Origin of the sequence: Streptomyces sp. NPDC001902, from assembly GCF_042891295.1 — a bacterium.
GTDB lineage: Bacteria > Actinomycetota > Actinomycetes > Streptomycetales > Streptomycetaceae > Actinacidiphila.
Genome location: NZ_JBIATA010000012.1, coordinates 216,625 through 238,535, shown reverse-complemented (window position 1 = coordinate 238,535; position 21,911 = coordinate 216,625). Strand labels below are relative to the sequence as shown.

Genomic DNA, 21,911 nt, shown 5'->3' with positions numbered 1-21,911 from the left:
CGGAGAGACCTTCGCGGCCCGCCTGCCCAGGGGATCCGGGGTCAGGGGTGGTGGAAGACGGCCACGGGACAGTGTGCGTGGTGCAGCACGGCGTGGGTCACATGGGCCAGCCGGCCGCTGGAGCGCTGATGCCGTCGGGCACCAGCGACGAGCAGATCGGCATGGGCCGAGGCATCCACCAGGGCACCGCTCGCGGAGGAGGCCTTGACCAGGTCCACGGTCACGGTGATGTCCGGATACTCCTCGCGGATCGTGTCGGCGACATGCTGCTCCGCCGCTGCCTCCCGGTCACCGACCGACGTGGCGTCGTCCAGCCCCGGCACCATCTCGCCCACGGCCCCGAGCAGGCTCCATGCGGTCAGCAGGCGCAGGGTGGCCTTCCGTAGCCGGGCCTCGTCGGCGGCGAAGCGCACGGTGGCCAGATCGGTCTCGTCCCGGATCCCGACCAGGACGACACCGGTGGAGGGCTGCTCGCTGCCCCGCACGACGACCACGGGCCCGCGCGCCTGGGTCGCCACCCGCAGCCCGACCGAGCCCAGCAGCAGTGCGTGGAAGCCACCGCGTCCACGGCAGCCGACGACGGTCAGACCCTCCGCCAGGGATTGGGCCAGCAGACTTTCGGCGGGCTTGCCCTTGCCGAGTGAGGTGGAGACCGCCAGGTCGGGATAGCGGCCGGTGGCCGAAGCCGCCGCTTCGTCCAGCAGGGCGCGGCCGCCGTCGAGGACCAGCTGTGCGGTTTCGGGGGACAGGTTCCTGCCGGAACGGGTCTCGATGCCGGCCGCGTGCAGGATGTGCAGCGGGCGATCGCGCAGCACGGCCTCACCGGCGGCCCACATCACCGCAGCGGTGGCGCGGGGCGAGCCGTCCGTGCCGACCACGACCGGTCCGTGAGTGGTGTCCATGGCGGTGCCTCCTTCTCGCTGTCGCCCGGCTCCGTCCCCACCCGTCCCGTTCGGCACCGCCCACGGCCCCGTCCACCTCTCAGCCCGGCACCAGGACCGCCGCACCGTTGACGCGGTCGGCGGCCAGGTCGGACAGCGCCCGGTCCGCGGCGTCCAGGGGATAGGGAGTGGCGGTCACCCGGATCCCGATCCTGGCGGCCAGGGCCAGGAATTCCTGTCCGTCCTGTCGTGTGTTGGAGGTGACGCTGCGCAGACTGCGTTCCTGGAACAGCTGGCGCTGGTAGTTCAGTGCCGGGATGTCGCTGAGGTGGATGCCCGCGATCGCCAGCGTGCCGCCCCGGTCCAGGGCCTCCAGGGCGGGCGGCACCAGGTCGCCGACCGGGGCGAAGAGGATGGCCGCGTCCAACGGCTCCGGTGGCCGGTCCGCTGCCGCGCCCGCGGAAGCGGCACCGAGCTCCAGCGCGAGCTCCCGCGCCGGCTCCGAGCGGGTCAGTACGTGCACGGTCGCCCCCTCGGCCAGCGCGACCTGGGCGGCGATGTGCGCGGACGCGCCGAAGCCGTAGATGCCCAGCCGCCCGCCGGTCGGCAGGTCGCTGCGGCGCAGGGCGCGGTAGCCGATGATGCCCGCGCACAGCAGGGGCGCCAGGTGCACGGCGTCACGGCCGTCGGCGTCCTCGGGCAGCGCGTAGGCGTAGTCCTCGGGCACGGTGGTGAAGTCGGCGAAGCCGCCGTCGGCGTCCCAGCCGGTGTAGAGCGAGTACGGGCACAGGTTCTCGCGGCCGGTCAGGCAGTAGGCGCAGTTCCCGCACGTGCCGCGGAGCCAGGCGACGCCCACCCGGTCGCCCTCGGCGAAGCGGTCGGCCCGCTCGCCGGTGCCGATGACCCGCCCCACCACCTCGTGTCCGGGGACGGTCTCCCGGCGGTGCGGCGGCAGGTCCCCCTCGGCCAGGTGCAGGTCGGTGCGGCACACGCCGCACGCCTCCACGCGCAGCAGCAGCTCACGCGGTCCGGGCACCGGCTTGGGGCGTCCGACGCGCACCAGCGGCTCCGTGACCATGGGTCCGGGCCGGTCGACGACCCAACCACTCAGCATGTCTCCAGTCTGCGACCGAAGGCCTCGGCGCTGCAGCACGAAACCGGTCGTGCGGGCACGCAGAAGGCCCCCGTCGCCCGCGACGGGGGCCTTCACCAGGCGAGGGTGCCGTGGGCTCCGCTCAGGCGGCCGAGGTGCTCGCCGAGCTGGTGGAGCCGCTGGAGGAGCCGGTTGAGCCGGCCGAGCCGCTGCTCTTGGAGTCCGAAGAGGACTTCGACTCCGAGCCGCTGCTCTTGGCGGCCGGCGTGCTGCTGGACGACGAGCCGCGGCTGTCGGTCCGGTAGAAGCCGGATCCCTTGAAGACGACGCCGACGGCGGAGAAGACCTTGCGCAGCCGGCCGTTGCAAGCCGGGCACTCGGTCAGCGGGTCGTCGGTGAACTTCTGCACCGCCTCGAGGCCCTCGCCGCAGGCGGTGCACTGGTACTGGTACGTCGGCACTTGCTCCTCCTGGCACTCTGACTCATTGAGTGCTAACGACGGTCAATAGTGCAGCATTCCGCGGCCTCAGTCCACCGTGACCGGCTCTCGGTGACCGATGCCACTGCCGTGGCCGGTTCCTGCGCCGCGTGCCGCGACCACTTCGGACCGCCTCGGCGCGAGCCGATCACGCAGCACGAGCAGCGTGACGAGTGCCAGGCCGGTGCCCACCAGCGGCACGGTGAACCCGGCGCTCGCCCCGAGCCCGTCGGCCAGCCGCCCGGCGGCGGTGGCGGCCGCCGCCTGGCCCAGCGCCACCGCGCCGGTCAGCCAGGTGAAGGCCTCCGTACGGATCCCCGCCGGCACGAGTGCGTCGACCAGGGTGTAGCCGGTGATCAGGGCCGGGGCGATGGTGAGTCCGACCAGCAGTGCGAGCCCGCCCAGCATCGGCACGGCGTGCGCCGCCCACAGCATCGAGGTGGCCAGGGTCAGTGCCGTGTAGCCGACCACCATGCGCCGCTTGGGTCCGGACTTCCAGGCGACGGCGCCGCACGCGATGCCCGCGAGCATGTTGCCGGCCGCGAACGTCCCGTAGAGCAGGCCGTTGATCCCGGGCCGCCCGATCTCCTCGGTGAAGGCCGTCATGGAGACCTGCATGCCGCCGAAGACGGCGCCGATCCCGAGGAAGGCCACGGCCAGCACCCGCACGCCGGGCACGGTCAGCGCCGAGGCCTCCCGCTTCCGGTCCCCGGGGACGGACCGGGACGGTGCGGGCGCGGTCCGCCGCTGCGCGGCGAAGAGCAGTCCGCCGGCGAGCGTCAGCACGGCCTCGGACAGCAGCCCGGCCGCCGGGTGCACCCCGGTGGCCAGCGCCGTGGCCAGCACCGGCCCGATGACGAAGGTGAACTCGTCCGTGACCGACTCGAAGGCCGCCGCCGTCTGCAGCAGCGGCGACCCGGCCGGCAGCGTGGCCGCCCAGCGGGCCCGCACCATGGGTCCGACCTGCGGCACCGAGGCGCCGGTGGGCACCGCCACCGCCAGCAGCGCCCACAGCGGCGCGTGCGTCAGCGCCAGCACGGCGAGCAGCGTCCCGGACGCCGCGTGGACGAGCACCCCGGGCAGCAGCACGGCGCCCTGGCCGAAGCGGTCGGAGAACTTGCCGCTCAGCGGGGCGAACAGCGCCATGGCGACGCCGGTGACGGCCGAGACGGCACCGGCGGTGCCGTAGGAGCCGGTGGTGTGCTGCACCAGCAGCACGATGCCGATGGTGAGCATCGCGAAGGGCTGGCGCGCGGCGAACCCGGGCAGCAGGAAGGCCCACGCACCCGGCGTGCGCAGCAGCTGCCCGTATCCCGGGCGCGCCGCGCTACGGGAAGGACGGGAGGAACCCGACGGATGGGGGGAACCCGAAGGACGGGAGGATCGGGACGAACGGGACGTACGCGTGACCGTGGATGCCACGGCCGGGCCTTTCCGCCGCCTGGTAGCGCACCCTGGACGCCTGGTCGCGTTCCTGTGCGCCGAGAGCTGTCCTCTCGCGCATGACCGAGGTAGATACCGGGTCTCTCCGGCCGCCGGGCGGTCGCGCCAGCTCTGCGTCAGGCAGAGTTGGTGGTGACTGTCGACAGCCATGTTAACGGCCGGCCCCACCGCCCGATTCCAGCCATCCGGCCAGCTTGCCGCCGCGTCCCACCGCCCGCAGCCGGGCCTCCGCCTTGTCCCGCACCGGGTCGGTGGCGACGACGAGGAGTTCGTCACCATGCCGCAGCACCGTCGTGGGCAGCGGGACGAAGCTCCTGTCCTCGCGGACGACCAGGGTGACCGCCGCGCCCGGGGGCAGGCGCAGTTCGCCGACCTCCACGCCGTGCATGCGCGAGTGCTCCGGGATCCGTACCGACAGCAGGTGTCCGCGCAGCCGCTCCAGGGGCGCCGACTCGATCCCCAGGTCCTCCGCGGCCCCCGGGTCCCCGAGCCGGAGCCTGCGGGCGACCCACGGCAGGGTCGGGCCCTGCACGAGGGTGTAGACGATCACCAGGACGAAGACGATGTTGAAGATGCGCTCGCTCTGCCGGACGCCCGCCACCATCGGGATCGTCGCCAGGACGATGGGCACCGCCCCGCGCAGCCCGGCCCAGGACAGCAGCACCTGGTCGCGGAAGGGCGTGCGGAACGGCAGCAGGCTCGCCGTCACCGACACCGGCCGCGCCACCACCGTCAGGACCAGGCCGACCACCAGCGCCGGCACGATGTCGTCGCCGAGTTCGTGCGGGGTCACCAGCAGGCCCAGCAGCACGAACAGGCCGATCTGCGCCAGCCAGGCCAGCCCCTCCGCGAAGCCCCGGGTGGCCGGGCGGTGCGGGAGCTTGGCGTTGCCCAGCACGACGGAGGCGACGTACACGGCGAGGAAGCCCGAGCCGTGCGCGAGCGCCCCGCCCGCGTAGGCGAGGACGGCGATCGCCAGGACCGCGATCGGGTAGAGGCCGGAGGCGGGCAGCGCGACGTGGCGCATCGCGAACGCGCCGAGCATGCCGACGGCCAGGCCGACCGCGGCGCCGATCGCCAGTTCCAGGGCGATCTCGCCCAGCAGCAGGCCCCAGTTGTGCACGGGCCAGTGCTCGGAGAAGGCGACCACCAAGATGACCACCGGGGCGTCGTTGAAGCCGGACTCCGCCTCGAGCACACCGGTCACCCGGCTCGGCAGCGGCACCCTGCGCAGCACCGAGAAGACGGCCGCCGCGTCGGTGGACGAGACGACCGCGCCGATCAGGAGCGCATGCCGCCAGTCCAACCCGACGAGGTAGTGCCCCGCCGAGGCCGTGATGCCGACGCTGACCGCGATGCCCAAGGTCGCCAGGACCGCCGCCGCCGGGACCGCCGGTTTGATCTCCCGCCACTGGGTGCCGAGACCACCCTCGGCCAGAATCACCACAAGTGCGGCATATCCCAGCACTTGCGTCAATTCGGCGTTGTCGAAGGCGACTCCCAGTCCGTCCTGTCCTATTGCGACCCCAATGCCCAGATAGAGGAGCAGGCTGGGCAGGCCGCTGCGCGAGGAGAGGCGCACGGCAACCACCGCTATGAGCAGCACGAGGGCGCACACCAGCAGGAGTTCATTGAGGCGGTCGACAGTCAGGAGCCGGTCCTTCCAACGAAGTTCATTGCCTTACCTAATATTTTACCTGTGCTTGGCGTTGTGGCGATCTCCATCCACAGGTAAGGACACCGCCTGGGGACCTACGGGCCGGTACGCCTAAGGTGGCCCCTAGCAATCGGTCCACCCTGCCGTTCGAAGGACATCGATGCCCGCCAAGAAGAAGTCCCGCCGCACGCGCCTCATCGTGATCGGGGTCGTGCTCGTGCTCGTGGCGGGCATCGTCTACGGGTCGTACTGGAGCGTCGCGACCGTCCGCGCCTCCCTCCCGCAGACCACCGGAACCCTGCAGCTCAAGGGCCTGACCGGCGCCGTCCAAGTGAAGCGGGACGGCAACGGCATCCCGCAGATCTACGCCGACACCGCCGAGGACCTGTTCCGCGCCCAGGGCTACGTCCAGGCCCAGGACCGCTTCTACGAGATGGACGTGCGCCGGCACCTGACCGCCGGCCGGCTGTCGGAGATGTTCGGCAGCGGCCAGGTCGAGACCGACGCCTTCCTGCGCACGCTCGGCTGGCGCCGGGTGGCGCAGCAGGAGTACGACAAGAAGCTGTCGGCCACCACGAAGGCGTACCTCCAGGCCTACTCCGACGGGGTCAACGCCTACTTGGACGGCCACTCCGGCGCCGACCTGTCGGTCGAGTACGCGGCGCTGAAGTTCAGCAACGACTACGTGCCGCAGAAGTGGGCCCCGGTCGACTCGGTCGCCTGGCTCAAGGCGATGGCCTGGGACCTGCGCGGCAACATGCAGGACGAGATCGACCGCTCGCTGCTGTCGAGCCGGCTGAGCCGCAAGCAGATCGAACAGCTCTACCCCGACTACCCGTACGACCGGAACCACCCGATCGTCGAGGACGGGAAGGTCAACGACCTCACGGACGAGTACGAACCGCCGGGAACCACCACGGAATCGGGCACGAACTCCGGAACCGGTACGGAAACCGGCACCGGCACGGGTACGGGTTCCGGTGACGGCGCTGGCGACGGCACGGGCACGGGGACCGGCACCGACGCCGCCTCCACCTCCGACGCGACGCAGAACGTCCAGTCCCAGCTGGCCTCGCTCTCCGACACCCTCGACCAGATCCCCGCGCTGCTGGGCCCCAACGGCAACGGCATCGGCTCCAACTCCTGGGTGGTCTCCGGCGAACACACCACCACCGGCAAGCCGCTGCTGGCCAACGATCCGCACCTCGCCCCGCAGATGCCCTCGCTCTGGTACCAGATGGGCCTGCACTGCAACAGCGTCGGCAAGGCCTGCCCCTTCGACGTGGCCGGCTACACGTTCTCCGGCATGCCCGGTGTGATCATCGGGCACAACCAGTCGATCGCCTGGGGCATGACCAACCTCGGTGCCGACGTGACCGACCTCTACCTGGAGAAGGTCACCGCCGACACCTACCTCTACGACGGCAAGCAGCAGCCCTTCAAGACCCGCAAGGAGACCATCAAGGTCGCCGGCGGCGACGACCGCACGATCACGGTGCGCAGCACCAGGAACGGCCCGGTCATCTCCGACCGCAGTGCCGAGCTGCGCACCGTCGGCGACCGCGCCCCGGTGCCGAACTCCGCGCCCGACCGCGGCGAGGGTTACGCGGTCTCCCTGCGCTGGACGGCGCTGGACGCGTCCAACACCATGGACGCGGTCTTCGAGCTCGACACGGCGACCGACTGGGCCCAGTTCCGGACCGCCGCCCGCGACTTCGCCGTCCCGTCCCAGAACCTGATCTACGCCGACAACAAGGGCGCCCACGGCCACATCGGCTACCAGGCCCCCGGCCGGATCCCGGTCCGCGCCAGCGGCTACGACGGCACCTACCCGGCCCCCGGCTGGGACCCGCGGTACCAGTGGAAGAAGTGGATCCCCTTCTCCGCGATGCCGTACGATCACGACCCCACGCGCGGCTACATCGTCACCGCCAACCAGGCCGTGGTCGACCAGGACGAGTACCCCTACCTGCTCACCCGGGACTGGGGCTACGGCACCCGCAGCCAGCGGATCAACGACCTGGTCCAGTCCAAGATCAAGGACGGCGGCCTGGTCTCCATGGACGACATGCAGGAGATGCAGGGCGACAACAGCAGTGAGATCGCCAAGCTCCTGGTGCCGTACCTGCTCAAGATCGACATCAAGGACGACAAGGACGACTACGTCCGCAACGCCCAGAAGCTGCTGGAGGGCTGGGACTACAACCAGGACTCCGACTCCGCCCCCGCGGCCTACTTCAACGCCGTCTGGCGCAACGTCCTCAAGCTGGCCTTCGGCAACAAGCTGCCCAAGGAGCTGCGCCCCGAGGGCCAGTGCCTGACCGTCCCGGCCGCCGACCGGTCCGGCCCGGTCGACGACCTCGACGGCACGTCCAAGCTGGTGCGCGAGTGCGGCCGGCGCGCCGCGGACCAGGCGCAGCCGGACGGCGGCGACCGCTGGTTCGAGGTCGTGCGCTCGATCCTCGACGACGAGGACAACCCGTGGTGGACGACCTCCCCCACGGCCTTCTACGACAAGGACAGCGGCCGGACCCGCACCACCCGCGACGAGCTGCTCGCCCAGGCCATGAAGGACGCCCGCTACGAGCTGACCGCGAAGCTCGGCAAGAACATCGACACCTGGAGCTGGGGCCGCCTCCACACGCTGGACCTGCGCAACCAGACCCTGGGCACCGGCGGTCCCGCGGTCGTCCGGTGGCTGCTCAACCGCGGCCCGTGGCAGCTCGGCGGCGGTGAGGCCGCGGTCAACGCGACCGGCTGGAACGCGGCCGGCGGCTACGAGGTCGTCTGGGTGCCGTCGATGCGGATGGTGGTCTCGCTCGACGACTTCGACAAGTCCCGGTGGATCAACCTGACCGGAGCCTCGGGCCACGCCTACAGCTCGCACTACACCGACCAGACCACCAAGTGGGCCAAGGGCGAGCTGCTGCCGTGGGTCTTCACCAAGCAGCGGGTCGACGGGGCCACGGAGGACACCCTCGCGCTGACCCCGTAGCCCGCACGGGCGGCGTGCGAGGACCAGCACGGGAGGGGGGCGGGCCGTCGGGCCCGCCCCCCTCAGCCGTCCGCCGCTCCCTCGTCCGCCCCCCTCAGCCGTCCCCGAAGCGCCGTACGCCCTCGGGGGTGACCACCGCGTCGACCGGCCGGTCGTGCGGCTCGTCGGGCACCCGGTCCAGCACCTCGTGCGCGTACAGCAGCACCACCAGAGCGGGCGTCACCCCCGCCGTGTCCAGCCGGGCCAGGACCCGGTCGTACGAGCCCCCGCCGCGGCCCAGCCGCAGCCCTCGGCCGTCGACGGCCAGCCCGGGGAGCAGGACCGCGTTCGCCCCGGTCACCGCGGCCGGGCCGAGCCGGGGGCCGGTGGGCTCGTACAGTCCGCGGGCGGTCCGCACCAGGCCGCCGGGGCCCTCGTACGGGGCCCAGTCCAGGTCGTTGTCCGGCAGCAGGACCGGCAGCAGCACCCGCTCCCCGCGCTCGCGCAGCACGTCGAGCAGCGTGCGGGTGCCGGGCTCGCCGCCCATCGACACATAGGCCGCCACCGTCCGGGCGCCTGACAATTCAGGCAGATCCAGGGCGTGTTGCGCGATCGCCCGCTCGGCCACCGTGCGTTCACGGGCCGTCAACCCGCGTCTCACCTGGAGGAGGTGCTCCCGCAACTCCCTCTTGCTAACGTTTTTGTCACTCATTTGACGCGCAACCGCCGCCTATCCCCATCAAGCAACCGCAACTTCATCTTCACCTCATATACAGCGGTTATCGTTGTCCCATGACGCACGCACGTACCCGGATTAGCAAGGCTGTGATCCCTGCCGCCGGTCTCGGCACCCGGTTCCTGCCCGCCACGAAGGCGACTCCCAAGGAAATGCTGCCGGTGGTGGACAAGCCCGCCATCCAGTACGTCGTGGAGGAGGCCGTCGCCGCGAACCTCTCCGACGTCCTCATGATCACAGGCCGGAACAAGCGTCCGCTCGAGGACCACTTCGACCGCAACTACGAGCTCGAGTCGGCGCTGACCGCCAAGGGCGACGAGGCCCGCCTGGCGAGGGTCCAGGAGTCCAGCGACCTCGCCACCATGCACTACGTTCGCCAGGGCGACCCGCGCGGCCTCGGCCACGCCGTGCTCTGCGCCGAGCCGCACGTCGGCGACCAGCCCTTCGCGGTGCTGCTCGGCGACGACCTGATCGACCCCCGGGACCCGCTGCTCGGCCGCATGATCGAGGTGCAGGAGCAGCACGGCGGCAGCGTCGTCGCGCTGATGGAGGTCGACCCGAGCCAGATCCACCTCTACGGCTCCGCCGCCGTGGCCCCCACCTCCGACGGCGACGTGGTCCGCGTGACCGACCTCGTCGAGAAGCCCGCGCCGGGCGAGGCCCCCTCCGCCTACGCCGTCATCGGGCGCTACGTGCTGGACCCGGCGGTCTTCGCGGTGCTCGGCAAGACCCAGCCGGGCCGCGGCGGTGAGATCCAGCTGACCGACGCGCTGCGCGAACTGGCCCAGCAGGACGGCCCGGACGGCCCCGTGCACGGTGTCATCTTCACCGGCCGGCGCTACGACACCGGAGACCGTGGCGACTACCTGCGTGCGATTGTCCGACTGGCATGCGAACGTGATGACCTGGGCCCGGACTTCCGGTCCTGGCTGCGCACGTATGTCAGCGAGGAGATGCAAGCTTGAGCAGTGGCACGGCCGACCGCGTCTGGTCCGTCTCGGAGCACCTCGACAACATCCTGCGGCAGCTGAAGCCGCTGGAACCCATCGAGCTGCAACTCCTCGACGCACAGGGGTGCGTCCTCGTCGAGGACGTGATGGTGCCGGTCGCGTTGCCGCCCTTCGCGAACAGCTCGATGGACGGCTACGCGGTCCGCACCACCGACACCCAGGGCGCCGACGCATCACATCCGGCCGTGCTCACCGTCATCGGTGACGTGGCGGCCGGCAGCGGCGAACTGCCCACCGTGGGGCCCGGGCAGACCGCCCGGATCATGACCGGCGCCCCGCTGCCCCCCGGTGCCGAGGCCGTCGTCCCCGTCGAGTGGACCGACGGCGGCACCGGCGGTGCTCCGGTCGTCGGCATGCCGGCCGCGAGCCGGAGCCCCGACGCCGTGGGCGGCGAGGTCAGGGTCTACCGGCCCGTGGGGCCGGGGGACCACGTCCGCGCCCGGGGCAGCGACGTCGCCGCGGGTGAGCTGGCGCTCAGCGCCGGCACGGTGCTGGGCCCGCCGCAGATCGCCCTGCTCGCCGCCGTCGGCCGGGCCACCGTACGGGTGCGGCCCCGGCCGCGGGTGGTCGTGGTCTCCACCGGCAGTGAGCTGGTCCCGCCCGGCGAGGAGCTGGGCCCGGGCCGTATCCACGACTCCAACAGCTTCATGCTCACGGCCGCCGCCCGCGAGGCCGGCGCCCAGTCCTACCGGGTGGGCGCGGTCGCGGACGACGCCGAGACCTTCCGGGCCACCGTCGAGGACCAGCTGATCCGGGCGGACCTCGTGGTCACCAGCGGAGGCGTCAGCGTCGGCGCGTACGACGTGGTGAAGGAGGCGCTCGGCGAGGAGATCGAGTTCCGCAAGCTGGCGATGCAGCCCGGCAAGCCGCAGGGCTTCGGCTTCATCGACGTCGGCGCGCGCAGCGAGGCGGAGGGCGGCGGTGAGGACGCGGACGCCGCGCCGCCGGAGCCCGAGCGCACCCCGCTGCTCGCCCTGCCCGGCAACCCGGTCAGCGCCTACGTTTCCTTCGAGCTGTTCGTCCGGCCCGCGATCCGCACCCTCATGGGCGTGGAGCCGGTCTTCCGGACGACCGTGCAGGCCGTCTGCGAGGGCGGACTGACCTCCTCGCCCAAGGGCAGGCGGCAGTTTCTGCGCGGCCGCTACCACCCCTCCACCGGCCGGGTCACCCCCGTGGGCGGGGCCGGATCGCACCTGGTCAAGGCGCTCGCCCACGCGAACGCGCTGATCGTGGTGCCCGAGGACACGACGGAGGTCGCGGCGGGCTCGGAGGTCGAGGTCGTGCTGCTCGACTGAGCGGGTACCGTTACTGCCCACGCGAGCACGCGGCGAGCAGTGGGAGTGCCGTACCGATGACAGAACAGCAGCATCTGACGCACATCGACGAGGCGGGGGCGGCCCGCATGGTCGACGTCTCGGAGAAGGACGTCACCGCCCGTACCGCCCGCGCCACCGGCCGGGTCCTGGTGTCGCCCCGCGTCATCGAGCTGCTGCGCGGCGAGGGGGTGCCCAAGGGCGACGCCCTCGCCACCGCGCGCATCGCCGGGATCATGGGCGCCAAGCGCACCCCCGACCTCATCCCGCTCTGCCACCCGCTGGCGGTCTCCGGGGTGAAGGTCGACCTGGTCGTGGGCGACTCCTCCGTGGACATCACGGCCACCGTGAGGACGACCGACCGCACCGGCGTCGAGATGGAGGCCCTCACGGCGGTGAGCGTCGCCGCGCTCACGGTCGTCGACATGGTCAAGGCCGTCGACAAGGCCGCGGTCATCACGGACGTACGGGTCGAGGAGAAGACCGGCGGCAAGTCCGGGGACTGGAGCCGCAGCCGATGAGGGCGCTCGCGATCACCGCGTCCAACCGCGCGGCCGCCGGGGTCTACGAGGACCGGGGCGGCCCGCTGATCGTCGCCGGGCTGCGGGACATGGGCTTCACGGTCGACGGCCCGCGCGTCGTCCCGGACGGCGAGCCGGTCGGCAGCGCGCTGCGGGAAGCCGTGGCCGGGGGGTACGACGTCGTCGTCACCACCGGCGGCACCGGCATCTCGCCCACCGACCGCACCCCGGAGGTCACCCGCGCCGTCCTGGACTACGAGGTCCCCGGTGTCGCCGAGGCCATCCGGGCCGCGGGCCGCGAGAAGGTGCCCACCGCCGCCCTGTCCCGTGGCGTCTGCGGTGTCGCCGGGCGCACCCTGGTGGTGAACCTCCCGGGGTCGACCGGGGGCGTCAAGGACGGCCTGGCCGTCCTGGCCCCGATCCTCGTCCATGCCGTCGAGCAGATCCACGGCGGCGACCACCCTACGTCTGGGAGACCGAGCTGAACGGGTCCTGGCCGACCGAGCTGGCGGACGGGGACGTCCTCCTCCGCCCGATAAGGATGCGCGACCAGCGGGCCTGGCGCGAGGTGAACCGGCGCAACCGCGAATGGCTGCGCCCATGGGAGGCCACCGTGCCCCCGGCGCCCCCCGGCCACCTCACCCAGCGGCCCACCTACCGGCAGATGGTCCGCCATCTGCGCCACGAGGCCGCCGCGGGCCGCATGATGCCGTTCGTCATCGACTACCAGGGACGGCTCGCCGGACAGCTCACCGTCGCCGGCATCACCTGGGGCTCCATGTGCAGCGCCCACGTCGGCTACTGGGTCGACGAGGCCGTGGCCGGCCGCGGGGTCATGCCCACCGCGGTCGCGCTCGCCGCCGACCACTGCTTCCGCGCGGTGGGACTGCACCGCATCGAGGTCTGCATCCGGCCGGAGAACATGCCGAGCCGGCGGGTGGTGGAGAAACTCGGCTTCCGCGAGGAAGGCCTGCGCCCCCGCTATCTCCATATCGACGGAGCCTGGCGTGACCATCTGGTCTTCGCGTTGACGGCGGAGGAGGTGCCGGAGGGAATGCTCCACCGCTGGCACCAGGCCCGACCTGGCACGGCTCACAAATAAAATATCTGTTCGAAAATAGCCGCGGATCCGACTCCGACTTGAACGCAATCAGAAAAAAATTTCGGAGTATCAGCCAGATCGTGCGACACACCGCGCCAAATTGCGTATGCCCTGTCGCGAACCCCCCTACCGTGTGATGCGTGAGCAGCAGCGGCCTCATCTACGCAGTCATCGTCGGGGCCTGGGCTGCCTACTTGGTGCCGATGTGGCTCCGTAGGCAGGACGAGCTCAACGAAGCGCGCCCGACGGAACGCTTCAGCACCGCCATCCGGCTGTTGTCCGGACGTGCGGCACTGGAGCGCAGGTACGCCAAGACGGAGGACCCGGAATCGGAGGCCGAGGCGGAGCCCGCGGTCGACGTCCGGGCCCTTGCCGTGCCCGCGACGGAAGTGAAGCCGACGTCCCGGCAGAGCGGCCAGGCGGGCGCGTCGGGGAAGAAGGCGAAGCAGGCGAAGCAGGGCGGTCAGGCGAAGTCCGGGAAGTCGAAGAAGCCCAATCCGCGGGCCAAGGTGCTCGCCGCCCGTCGCCGCACCATCACGCTGCTCTTCCTGGGTTTCACCGCGGGCATGATCGTCGCCGCCGTCGGCGGCGTCGCCTTCCTCTGGGCCCCGGCCGCGCCCGCCGTGCTGCTCACGTTCTACATCGCCTACCTGCGCGCCCAGGAACGCCGCCGGTTCGTGGTCAAGCTCGACCAGCGCCGCGCCGCCGACGCCGCCAAGCGGCTGCGTGAGGCCCGTACGACCCGCGAGCCCGCCCCCCTCGACGCGCACGACGTGGTGGAGCCCGCACCGCCCGCCGAGGAGCCCGCGACGGCCGACCGGCGCGCCCTCGTGGAGCAGACCGACCACGCCGAGTGGGTCGACCAGCAGCGCGTCCCCACCGAGGACACCTGGGAAGTCCCGGCCCCGCGGCCGACCTTCTCCACCGCCCCGGTCACCCCGCGCCGCTCCCGCGACCGCTCCCGCACCCCCCTGTTCGACCAGCACGCCGACCGCGACCGCCCCCGCGCCGCCAACGAGTGACCTCCCCGCACCCGGGGGCGCGGAGCACCCCCGCCGGGATGCTAGAGTTTTCCTCGTTGCAAGGGCCTGTGGCGCAGTCCGGTAGCGCACCTCGTTCGCATCGAGGGGGTCAGGGGTTCGAATCCCCTCAGGTCCACAACAGCTCGAAGCCCCTGTCGGAGAGATCCGGCAGGGGCTTTGTCGTGCCGTACGGCAGCGAAGTGCAGCAGCACGCCAGTTGCGCGGCACCTGACTACCTGAGCAATGATGCGTGCGTGAGCGATGAACCAGACGAGGTGAGCGAGGCGATAGCGGGCGAGCTGCGTCTCATGGATCCCATCGTGCGGGCGTCGCGGTCCCTGACCGGGCAACTGCTCGACCCTGAGTTCGTCGAGGTCGGCTCCTCGGGCCGGCGATGGACCTATGCGCACATGCTGGCCGAGTTGTCGGACATGGAAGGCAGCTCCGAAGACGGTCCCCGTTACGAGCCCACGGACGTCACGGGGGTCGTCCTGGCTCCCGGACTGGTGCACCTCACGTACGAGACGACGATCAACGGTCGGCGGGCCCGCCGCAGCTCACTCTGGCGCAAGCGGGGCAGCGGAGCGCAGTGGCGGATGTACTACCACCAGGCCACTCCCGTGCCGCCGGAAGTCGCATAGCGGCGGATTCAGCATCGAGGGGGTCACCAGCGCGGAGGCCGTGCCACTCTCGTGCCGGAACGGGCGGGGAGTCCGGGGGGAATCCCGGTGCGCAGAGGGAATCCCCTCAGGTCCACAACGCACGGGATCCCGACCCGACGGTCACCGTCGGGTCGGGATCCCGGCGTTCGGGCCCCGGTTCGCGGGTTTCCCACCCGGCGAGCCGCGCCGGAGGCGGAAGGGCTGACGCCGATGGAACGGAAAGAGCCCGGTGGGTGAACATCATCCGCCGGGCCCGTTCGTGTGCTGCCGCGGCTTCCGGGGCTGCTGGGGCGACTGTTACGGTCCTTGACAATTGCGTGGGGGGTACAAGCCGGGGGGCTTGGGGAATCGCGCGGCGCGGGAGCGCCGCGACACGGCTGCCGCTGTGCCGCTCCGCTTTCTTCGTGACTTCCAGGAGGAACGGGTGGCCAGACGTGCCCTCGTCCGTATCGCCGCCGTGACTGCCGCCGTGGCGTGCGCGGTTGCCGTGGGCTACGGTCCGCCGCCGACGCCGGCCCGGGCCGCGACCTCGCAGGAGACGGTCATCCCGGCCGAGCCCCGTTCGATGCCGCAGCGGGCCTCGCTGCAGAGCGCAGGTGTCTCCGGGTTCCTCGAGTACCGCTCCGTCTCGGCGCGCGGAGCCCTGTGGTGGACCCGCAACGACGGTACCCGGGTGCAGATGGACGACCCGGGACGACACGGCCCGGCCTCGTTCGGCACCTCCGGCACCTCGGACGTCGTCGCCCTGGAGTACCAGCACCACGTCGTCCTGCGGGACATGACGGACGGCACCGTGGACACCGTCACCGTGCCCGGCGAGCAGTACTACATGCAGACGTACGGACGGACCGTCCTCAGCGTCCAGAACACCAACGGGGAGCACACCGGACTGCACCTCCTGCACGACGACCACGGCACCACGGTGGACGTCCCGGTCACCGGGCTTCCGGAAGGCGCGGTCTTTCCCCTCTTCCCGCACGGGTCCAGTGACGGATTCCTGCTGTTCGTCTCCCTCCCCGGCACCTCCACCGGCTCCTACGCCTGGGTCGACGTGGCCACGGGCAAGGCGGTCCTCCTTCCCGCCGGCGTCGCCGACTCGACCCCGGTGATCGATTCGCGGTACGTCCTGAGCCGGGCGTCGGGCACGGTGGCGGCCTACGCGCGCGGCAGTTGGGACGCTCCCGCGCACACCGTCGCGCTGTCCGACGACGCCAAGGTCCTGGGCACGGTGGGGGACGCCCTCGTCGTGGCGCGCCATGTGCCGGAGTACGGCGTGGCGGACTCGGCGACGGCCGTGTGGCGGCTGTCCGCCCTGCCCTTCGACGGCTCTGCCGAGCGCCCTCTCGTCACCCGTGCGTCCGCGACGGCGGTCCCGGCCCCGGACGGGAGCCTGGTCTTCGCGGGAGGCGAGTCGGCCACCGACTACGGGATCGGGAGGATCACCGCCGATGCCGACGGGCGTCCGAAGGCCACGCGCATCACCGGCCTGCCGCCCGTGCCCATGGCCGTCGAGCAGGTGGCGGTGTCCAACGGACGGCTCGTCACGCTGGAGAACGGCAACGGCCTGACCGCCTTCTACAGCCGTGACCTCGGCGGCACCACCCAGGTGACGTACGGCGAGCGGCGGCAGGTGGCCCCCGTCGCGCGCCGGCACAGCAACTGCACCACCGGGTGCCCGCTGATCAAGGCCACCGGCGACGGGCGCGTCGTCTACACCGGCTTCGCGAACGCCGGCGAGGCCGACGCGCAGAGCCTCTACGCCACGGGCGACGGCCCGGCGAGCGCGGTGACCGAGCGCGCCACCGGCTTCTCCGGCCCCGAGGACGTCGCACTCAGTGCCGCTTCCGGCCGGACGGCGGTCGTCTGGTACCGGCAGGGCAAGGACAACTACAACTTCACCGACCTGGACACCGGCAGCGTGCTGCGCAAGCTCCCGGAGGGGTCGCGCTGGGCCCTGTGGGGACGCACCCTGTGGACGCCGACGGGGACGACGGGCGTGGCCGCCCAGGACCTCCGTACCGGCGCACGGATCACCAGCTTCTCCCTGACGGGTTGCTCCGACAGCGCGGCCCTGGCGGCGGTGGGCCGCTGGGTGCGCTGGGCGTGCCCGAGCGGGGACACGGTCAAGGTCGGCGTCTACGACACGGTGACCAAGAAGCAGGTCGCGCTGCCCTACACGGGCGTCCAACGACTCGGCGACGGCTTCGTCGTCTCGCGTGAGAGCGACGGTGTCCTGACGCTGTACGACGTCCACACCGGCACCGTGGTGAAGCGGACGCTCGCGGGCAACTCCGTCTCCTGGTCGGTGGACCCGTACACCGGCTACGTCGCCTACACCGACACCGCCCAGAACGTCCACGTGCTCAACGTCGCCGTACCCGCGTCCGCGTTGAGCGTGCCGGACGCGCAGGTCGGCACGACCGTCGACACCGACTCCACCCCCGTGGGCTGGCGCGGGAAGTGGTGGCTCTCCAAGCCCGCCGCGTCGTGGAAGCTGGTGCTCAAGCGCAAGGCGACCGGCGCGGTGGTGCGGACGGTGAGCGGGGGCGCGGCCCGGGCCACGATCAGCGCCGTCTGGGACGGCCGGGACGCCAAGGGTGCCCTGCTGGCCAACGGCGCCTACACCTGGACGCTCAGCGCCGTCCCCGCCGACGGCGCCGGCGCGGCACTGACGACCTCCGGAAGCGTGAAGCTGAGCGGTGGAGCAGCCGTACGACGGGACTTCGCGGGCGGTGACGGCTTCGGCGAGCTGCTGACGCTCACCTCCTCCGGCACCCTCGCCTTCCAGAAGGGCAACGGCGCCGGGAAGTTCTCGGGCACGCTCTCGGGCGCCGGGTGGCCCGCCGGCATCACCGCGGTCCCCTACGGCGACGTGAGCGGTGACCGGTGCAACGACGTGATCGTGCGCTTCAGCAGCGGCACCGTGCGGGCGTACAAGCCGGGCTGCGGCAAGGCGGTCACGACGTCAACGCCGTACACCTCCCTGGGCACCGGCTTCCAGCAGTACAACGTGCTGACCTCGCCGGGGGACGTGACGGGCGACGGCCGTGCCGATCTGATCGCGCGCAAGTCCTCCAACGGAGACATCTACCTGTTCGCCGCGACGAGCGGTGGGAAGCTGGCGGCGGGCAAGCGGATCCGGGCGTCGTGGGACGAGTACAAGAGGCTCATCGGCGCGGGCGATCTGAACGGGGACGGGTTCGGCGATCTGCTGGCCCAGGACAAGTCCAACGAGCTGTGGCGCTACGAGGGCGACGGCAAGGGCGCGTTCAAGGCCCGGGTCCTGGTCGCGAAGGACTGGGGCGCCACGTACAACGCGGTCGTCGGCGTCGGTGACATCACGGGCGACGGCAAGGCCGACCTGGTGGCCCGGGACACCGCCGGCGTCCTCTACCGGCAGACCGGTCACGGCAAGGGCACCTTCGCCGCCCGCGTGAAGATCGCGACGGGCTGGAAGGCCTACAAGAGCGTGTCCTGAGTCGTCCCCGGCCGGCGGACACGCCCGGCGGACACGGCCCGGCAGACCGAGTTGCGGTCTGCCGGGCCGCCGCGCCTGGGGTCGGCGCCACCGCGGGTGGCGTGACTCAGTGCGCGGGGCAGGGGCCCGTCAGCCGCGGACGATGTTCTCCGCCTGCGGGCCCTTCTGTCCCTGCGTCACGTCGAAGGTGACGTGCTCACCCTCCGTGAGCTCGCGGTAGCCGTTGCCGGCGATGTTCGAGTAGTGGGCGAACACGTCCGGCCCTCCCCCGTCCTGCTCGATGAAGCCGAAGCCCTTCTCCGCGTTGAACCACTTCACGACGCCAGATGCCACGGTGTTCGTCCTTCGCATGCTGCTGCTGCGGCGCACCCAGGGCGCGCCGGCGGACCCTCGATTCCGGGCCGCCGCTCCTTGCTTACCCGATGATGTGCTGCCTTCGCCAGCGAATACGCCTGCGTCGGCGCAGGTGTCTTCGCGGGTCGTGTGTTCCCCGGTGGCGCGGGGCCCGGGCCGAGGGTTGCGAACGGGCCTTCATGGAGCGCACCTTCGCACGGCAGGTGCTCGCGGCGAGCGTTGGCGGGGCGGCGTGGACATGGTCGTACCCCGGGCGGCGGCCAGGTCGGCGCACGTCGGGACGGTGCCGTTCGGCGCCTACTTCACCACCACGCACCCGCCGACCGACACGCAGCGGCAGATGACGCAGCAGGCCCTCGACGACACCGGAGCCGACGTCCGGTTCCATCTGGAGGAGGGCCCCGACGACCCGACCGACGTCGTGCCGCTGGCGCTGGGGATCTTCGCCGCGGTCATCACGCTCGGCGCCGCCGGAACCGCGACCGGCCTGGCACGCGCCGACGCCGAGACCGACCTGGCCACGCTCGCCGCCGTCGGCGCGCCGCCCGGGATCCGCCGACTGCTCAGCGCCTTCCAATGCGCCGTCGTGGCCGCCACAGGCGTGGTGCTGGGCGCCGTGACCGGGATCGTCCCGGCCATCGGCCTCCGCCTGGTCGACCGGCGCATCATGCTGGCCTTCCACCAACGGCAGCTCGACGAGGGCACCGCGCCCCGGATCACCGAGCACGTGCTCATCGTGGTCCCCTGGGGGCTGCTGGCCGCCTTGCTGATCGCGGTGCCGGTGGTGGCCGCCTGCCTGGCGGCACTGGCCACCTCGTCGCGACCCACGACCACGCGCCGGGCCGCGTAGGGCACTCCCGCCGGACGCCCCGGCCGCGGGAAATGGGCTGGCCTTCGGCGGGGTTCGGGGGGAGCATGCGACGGTGGGGATTTCGAGGCCGCCGGACGGCGAGGTGGAGGTGCCCGCGCCGATCGGGGCGCTGGCGGGGGAGCGGACGCCGCTGCCCGTGTGGCGGAACGAGGCGGGCGGGGTGACGTTCCGGCTGGGAGCGGGGGAGGACCGGCTGTTCGCCAAGTGGGCGCCGGCGGGCTCGGGGCTGGATCTGGGGGCCGAGGCGGAGCGCCTGGAGTGGGCGGGCCGCTTCACACCCGTGCCGCCCGTCCTGGAGCACGGGGCGGACGGGGACGGGGCCTGGCTGGTGACGCGCGGGCTGCCCGGGGAGAGTGCCGTCAGCCCGCGCTGGACGGCGGATCCCGGCACCGCGGTGCGTGCGCTGGGAGCCGGGCTGCGCGCGTTGCACGAGCGGCTGCCCGTGGACCGCTGCCCGTACGACTGGTCCGTCGGCACCCGCCTGGAACGCGCCCGGCGGTCGGGCAGGGACGTGCCGGGGGACCTGCCGCCGGCGCCGCCCGTCGAGCGGCTCGTGGTGTGCCACGGCGACCCCTGCGCGCCCAACACGCTGCTCGGGGAGGACGGGACCTGGTCGGGCCACGTCGACATGGGCGCCCTCGGGCTGGCCGACCGCTGGGCGGACCTGGCCGTCGCCACCTGGAGCACCGAGTGGAACTACGGCCCCGGCTGGGAGGACGCGCTCCTGGACGCGTACGGCATCGCCCCCGATCCGGAGCGGACCGCCTTCTACCGGCGGCTGTGGAGCGTCACCTGACCGGTGACCCCGGGCGGGTGGGGTGGCACGATCGGGGCGGAAGAGGAAGCGCGAGCGTGAGGGGGCGGGGCGCAATGGCCATCGGTCTGGAGAAGGTGCAGGCGGCGGCGCCCGGGCTGGTGAGCCTGTACAAGGGTGCCCGGGTGTCGCTGGAGAAGGCCGGGGTCGCGGGGGAACGGGCCGCGGTGTACCTGGTGCTGGACCGGTCCGGCAGCATGCGGCGGCACTACCGGGACGGCACGGTGCAGCGGCTGGCCGAGCAGGCCCTGGGGCTCGCGGCGAACCTCGACGACGACGGGGCCGTGCCGGTGGTCTTCTTCTCCACAGAGGTGGACGGCGTCGCCGAGATCGGCCTCGACGGCTACGAGGGGCGGATCAACGCGCTCCACGACAGCTACGGCCACATGGGCCGCACCAACTACCACCTGGCGATGCAGGCGGTGATCGACCACTACCGGGCGTCCGGCGCGACGCAGCCCGCGTTCGTCATCTTCCAGACGGACGGCGGTCCTTCCTCACGCACGGCCGCCGAGCGGCTGCTGTGCTCCGCGGCCGGGTTGCCGCTCTTCTGGCAGTTCGTCGGCTTCGGGGATCCGGAGGGCAAGGACTTCGACTTCCTGCGCAAGCTGGACGAACTCCCGGTGCCCGCCAAGCGGGTGGTGGACAACGCCGGTTTCCACGCCGCCGGGGAGGAGCCCGCGGCGGCGTCGGACGCCGAGCTGTACGCGGCGCTGATGGAGGAGTTCCCGCAGTGGCTGGCGGCGGCGCGGGCGGCGGGCGTCATCCGGGGCTGACGGTCACCTCGGCGGGACCGGCGGTGGGTGCGGCGGCCGTCGCGACGAGGCGGTCGAGTTCGGCGGCCGACCCGGGTGCGAGCCGGTAGACGCCCTGGAGGCCGACCGACCGCATCAGACGGCCGTCCTCGACGAACCGCAGCCGGCGTTCGGCGCGGCGCGAGCGGTAGGTGAGCCGTTCCAGCAGCTCGCCGGGGACGGTGGTGCCGAAGTCGAGCGGGGTGCCGGGTGGGCCGACCAGCACCTCGGACACGCAACCGCCCTCCAGCGGCGACCAGTCGGGCAGTTTCGCCAGCTCGTCCGCGGCCTCCTCGTACGGGATGATCCGTGCCACCTCCAGGCGGCCCAGCACATGGAGCCTGGTCCGGTGGACGCGCAGCGGGAAGACGCGGTCGCCGGGCCGTACGCCCGCGAGCCGGAAGCTGGGCAGGGACTGGTGCGGGCCGCCGAACAGGACGCGGAGCGGGCGTCCGGTGTAGCCGTCGCGCGTCAGCCGGCGGCAGAGGTCGTTGGTCCACAACGTCGTGAAGGACTGCGGGGTGTCGGACGGTTCGGACATGGCGGCCACGGTAGGGGGCGGGACCGACAACGTCCGCGGCCGGGGCGGGGGGCGTGGCGTGTGACCGAGGTCATGGCAGGGCCGGGGGTGGATCCGCCACGGGGCGCCCGGGCCACGTGGGATGCTCAGGGCGGTTGTTACCCGCCGGTAAGTCGCGGGTTGCCCTC

General features: G+C 72.2%; 20 protein-coding genes and 1 tRNA gene. 13 read left to right on the top strand and 8 right to left on the bottom strand.

The features are described 5' to 3' along the window. Positions 1-41: 41 nt before the first annotated feature. The 5 genes from ACFYYN_RS21390 to ACFYYN_RS21370 all read right to left on the bottom strand — a co-directional run bounded on the left by ACFYYN_RS21390 (position 42) and on the right by ACFYYN_RS21370 (position 5,546). On the bottom strand, positions 42-902 hold the full coding sequence (locus ACFYYN_RS21390; RefSeq protein WP_500436138.1) for a universal stress protein: 861 nt from the start codon (positions 900-902) through the stop codon (positions 42-44). A gap of 79 nt (positions 903-981) precedes the next feature. Further along, complete coding sequence (locus ACFYYN_RS21385; protein WP_500547087.1) at positions 982-1,995, bottom strand: zinc-dependent alcohol dehydrogenase family protein; 1,014 nt, start codon at positions 1,993-1,995, stop codon at positions 982-984. Positions 1,996-2,116: 121 nt separating this feature from the next. Then, entirely contained in the window at positions 2,117-2,434 is a 318-nt protein-coding gene (locus tag ACFYYN_RS21380) for an FmdB family zinc ribbon protein (protein WP_500328918.1), read from the bottom strand. 66 nt (positions 2,435-2,500) lie between these two features. Then, positions 2,501-3,754, bottom strand: coding sequence for an MFS transporter (locus ACFYYN_RS21375; protein WP_500547106.1), 1,254 nt, complete (start codon positions 3,752-3,754; stop codon positions 2,501-2,503). A gap of 292 nt (positions 3,755-4,046) precedes the next feature. Continuing rightward, a complete protein-coding gene (locus ACFYYN_RS21370; RefSeq protein WP_500329011.1) occupies positions 4,047-5,546 on the bottom strand; it encodes a potassium/proton antiporter in 1,500 nt (499 codons plus the stop codon). Between the two features lie 166 nt (positions 5,547-5,712). On the opposite strand from ACFYYN_RS21370, the gene ACFYYN_RS21365 reads away from it, so the two are divergent. Then, complete coding sequence (locus ACFYYN_RS21365) at positions 5,713-8,547, top strand: penicillin acylase family protein (protein ID WP_500547086.1); 2,835 nt, start codon at positions 5,713-5,715, stop codon at positions 8,545-8,547. Positions 8,548-8,641: 94 nt separating this feature from the next. On the opposite strand, the gene ACFYYN_RS21360 is transcribed toward ACFYYN_RS21365, so the two are convergent. Further along, positions 8,642-9,238, bottom strand: coding sequence for a 5-formyltetrahydrofolate cyclo-ligase (locus tag ACFYYN_RS21360; protein WP_500547085.1), 597 nt, complete (start codon positions 9,236-9,238; stop codon positions 8,642-8,644). 80 nt (positions 9,239-9,318) lie between these two features. Here ACFYYN_RS21360 and ACFYYN_RS21355 point away from each other — a divergent pair, with 80 nt between their 5' ends. The 9 genes from ACFYYN_RS21355 to ACFYYN_RS21315 all read left to right on the top strand — a co-directional run bounded on the left by ACFYYN_RS21355 (position 9,319) and on the right by ACFYYN_RS21315 (position 18,370). Then, positions 9,319-10,227 carry a UTP--glucose-1-phosphate uridylyltransferase gene (locus ACFYYN_RS21355; protein WP_500328921.1) on the top strand — a complete coding sequence of 303 codons (909 nt, stop codon included), beginning with the start codon at positions 9,319-9,321 and terminating at the stop codon, positions 10,225-10,227. Continuing rightward, positions 10,224-11,567 (top strand): molybdopterin molybdotransferase MoeA, encoded by a 1,344-nt coding sequence (locus ACFYYN_RS21350; protein ID WP_500328922.1) that lies wholly within the window; start codon positions 10,224-10,226, stop codon positions 11,565-11,567. The genes ACFYYN_RS21355 and ACFYYN_RS21350 overlap by 4 nt, the downstream gene beginning before the upstream one ends. A 56-nt stretch (positions 11,568-11,623) precedes the next feature. Beyond that, on the top strand, positions 11,624-12,106 hold the full coding sequence (gene moaC, locus ACFYYN_RS21345) for a cyclic pyranopterin monophosphate synthase MoaC (protein ID WP_500328923.1): 483 nt from the start codon (positions 11,624-11,626) through the stop codon (positions 12,104-12,106). Beyond that, on the top strand, positions 12,103-12,591 hold the full coding sequence (locus ACFYYN_RS21340; protein WP_499512326.1) for a MogA/MoaB family molybdenum cofactor biosynthesis protein: 489 nt from the start codon (positions 12,103-12,105) through the stop codon (positions 12,589-12,591). The genes moaC and ACFYYN_RS21340 overlap by 4 nt, the downstream gene beginning before the upstream one ends. Beyond that, positions 12,588-13,208, top strand: coding sequence for a GNAT family N-acetyltransferase (locus tag ACFYYN_RS21335; RefSeq protein WP_500329012.1), 621 nt, complete (start codon positions 12,588-12,590; stop codon positions 13,206-13,208). Before ACFYYN_RS21340 ends, ACFYYN_RS21335 begins: the two co-directional genes overlap by 4 nt. 140 nt (positions 13,209-13,348) lie before the next feature. After that, positions 13,349-14,230: a divisome protein SepX/GlpR gene (gene sepX, locus ACFYYN_RS21330; protein ID WP_500547084.1), complete on the top strand. Its 882-nt coding sequence runs from the start codon at positions 13,349-13,351 to the stop codon at positions 14,228-14,230. 62 nt (positions 14,231-14,292) lie between these two features. Further along, a tRNA-Ala gene (locus tag ACFYYN_RS21325) sits at positions 14,293-14,366 on the top strand. A gap of 118 nt (positions 14,367-14,484) precedes the next feature. After that, positions 14,485-14,871, top strand: a complete 387-nt coding sequence (locus tag ACFYYN_RS21320) for a nuclear transport factor 2 family protein (protein ID WP_500547083.1) — start codon at positions 14,485-14,487, stop codon at positions 14,869-14,871. Between the two features lie 445 nt (positions 14,872-15,316). Further along, positions 15,317-18,370 (top strand): FG-GAP-like repeat-containing protein, encoded by a 3,054-nt coding sequence (locus tag ACFYYN_RS21315; protein ID WP_500547082.1) that lies wholly within the window; start codon positions 15,317-15,319, stop codon positions 18,368-18,370. Positions 18,371-18,499: 129 nt separating this feature from the next. Here the strand turns inward: ACFYYN_RS21315 and ACFYYN_RS21310 are convergent, their stop codons facing one another. Beyond that, entirely contained in the window at positions 18,500-18,703 is a 204-nt protein-coding gene (locus tag ACFYYN_RS21310) for a cold-shock protein (RefSeq protein WP_499512323.1), read from the bottom strand. A gap of 259 nt (positions 18,704-18,962) precedes the next feature. Here ACFYYN_RS21310 and ACFYYN_RS21305 point away from each other — a divergent pair, with 259 nt between their 5' ends. From ACFYYN_RS21305 to ACFYYN_RS21295, 3 genes are all read left to right on the top strand, one after another. Continuing rightward, positions 18,963-19,574 (top strand): hypothetical protein, encoded by a 612-nt coding sequence (locus tag ACFYYN_RS21305; RefSeq protein ID WP_500547081.1) that lies wholly within the window; start codon positions 18,963-18,965, stop codon positions 19,572-19,574. Positions 19,575-19,647: 73 nt separating this feature from the next. Continuing rightward, complete coding sequence (locus tag ACFYYN_RS21300; RefSeq protein WP_500547080.1) at positions 19,648-20,391, top strand: aminoglycoside 3'-phosphotransferase; 744 nt, start codon at positions 19,648-19,650, stop codon at positions 20,389-20,391. 74 nt (positions 20,392-20,465) lie between these two features. After that, on the top strand, positions 20,466-21,185 hold the full coding sequence (locus tag ACFYYN_RS21295; protein WP_500547079.1) for a vWA domain-containing protein: 720 nt from the start codon (positions 20,466-20,468) through the stop codon (positions 21,183-21,185). Here the strand turns inward: ACFYYN_RS21295 and ACFYYN_RS21290 are convergent. After that, the gene (locus tag ACFYYN_RS21290) at positions 21,172-21,744 is read right to left on the bottom strand and encodes a hypothetical protein (RefSeq protein WP_500547078.1); all 573 of its coding nucleotides are present in this window, start codon (positions 21,742-21,744) and stop codon (positions 21,172-21,174) included. The two genes, ACFYYN_RS21295 and ACFYYN_RS21290, sit on opposite strands and share 14 nt — an antisense overlap. Between the last annotated feature and the right edge of the window lie 167 nt (positions 21,745-21,911).